Origin of the sequence: Vibrio sp. 661, from assembly GCF_033339315.1 — a bacterium.
GTDB lineage: Bacteria > Pseudomonadota > Gammaproteobacteria > Enterobacterales > Vibrionaceae > Vibrio > Vibrio alginolyticus.
In genome coordinates this window covers 1-1,222 of sequence record NZ_JAWOUJ010000082.1, presented here as the reverse complement: position 1 = coordinate 1,222, position 1,222 = coordinate 1, and the positions used below count along the sequence as shown (strand labels likewise).

The following is a 1,222-nucleotide window of genomic DNA, read 5'->3' as shown; positions in this document are numbered from 1 at the left end:
TGGCTAAGAATGTGTCTAGTAGGTAATTCTAACTCTTGTCCATAGACCATGAGTTGTGAGGCTTCGTCTTCTGAAAAGCCATGTTGAGTGAGATCGAAAAATACGTCGTTTTGCATGAAGGTTATCTGCAGTGAAAGGGTTAGCGTATTTGAACTATCTTAACTGCTTTGTGCAGCAACAAAAAGCGGCTCACTGAGGAGCCGCTAGTTTGAACATGGAGTCGCTTATTTGTTTAAATCGATCTGATAAATCGCAAATCCCACTTCGTCAGTTGTGACGCGGTTCATCGGGTATTGGCCTTTGTCTTGGATAAACTTCGAAGCTTTTTCGCTCGGTGAGGTTTCAAAGCGAATATCCAGTTTTTTGTCTGACTTAATTGGTGCGAACGACCAGTTATTGTCAGCGCTTGGCGTGACTTCGCCTTTTTCCTCACTGACGCGAGAAATGTACGCAGCAACCACAGAACGGTTTTCGTCTGGAGAGTCAAATGCAATGAAGTCCGGACCAGAGCCAGGAAAGGTATTGCTGTACGCGCGGTAATTGTTAGTCGCGATGATGAAATCTTGTTTCGGATCAACTGGTTTGCCATTGAAAGTCAGATTCACGATACGCTGGGAGTCCGGATTAATGACTTTACAATTCGCGTCGTACTTCGGTGGCTGAGTGATGTCGATTTGGTATTCCACACCATCAATCACGTCAAAGTTGTACGTACGGAAGTTATCCCAATCAATTAACGATTGTGGCTGAGTCGTATTGACATCAATGCGCTTGAATTGGCCCGCGCTGCACTCTAGCCATTCATGTACTTCTTTGCCTTTCACCTTCATTGCTACGAGCGTATTTGGGTATAGGTACAAGTCGGCGGCGTTGCGGAAAGTCAGTTGGCCAGATTCTACCTCAGTGAAGCCGTTCGGATCATCTTTACGTCCGCCCACTTTAAACGGCGCTGCCGCGCTCAAAACTGGAATGTCGGCAAGGTCTGGATCGCCTTGAATGAAACGTTCAACGTAGTCTTTTTGTGCAAGGTTAACGATTTGGATTGTTGGGTCATCTTGCACCAAAGCCAAGAAGCTGTACATCACGTCATTCGCTTTACCAATTGGTTGGTTAACGAATTCGCGAGTGCCTTTGTGATCGTCTTCGAGTGCTTTAATGATGCCTTGGTCTGCTTCTGCAAGCGATTTCTTAGTCGCTTTGTCGAAAATTGGTCGAGCTTCAG

At 45.9% G+C, this 1,222-nt stretch carries 1 protein-coding gene and 1 pseudogene; both read right to left on the bottom strand.

The features are described from left to right. Positions 1 to 116, bottom strand: a pseudogene (locus tag R7P69_RS24835) (Crp/Fnr family transcriptional regulator); the annotation flags it as partial. 108 nt (positions 117 to 224) lie between these two features. Further along, the coding region (locus R7P69_RS24830) for a bifunctional 2',3'-cyclic-nucleotide 2'-phosphodiesterase/3'-nucleotidase (RefSeq protein WP_318121770.1) at positions 225 to 1,222 on the bottom strand (998 nt) is incomplete at its 5' end.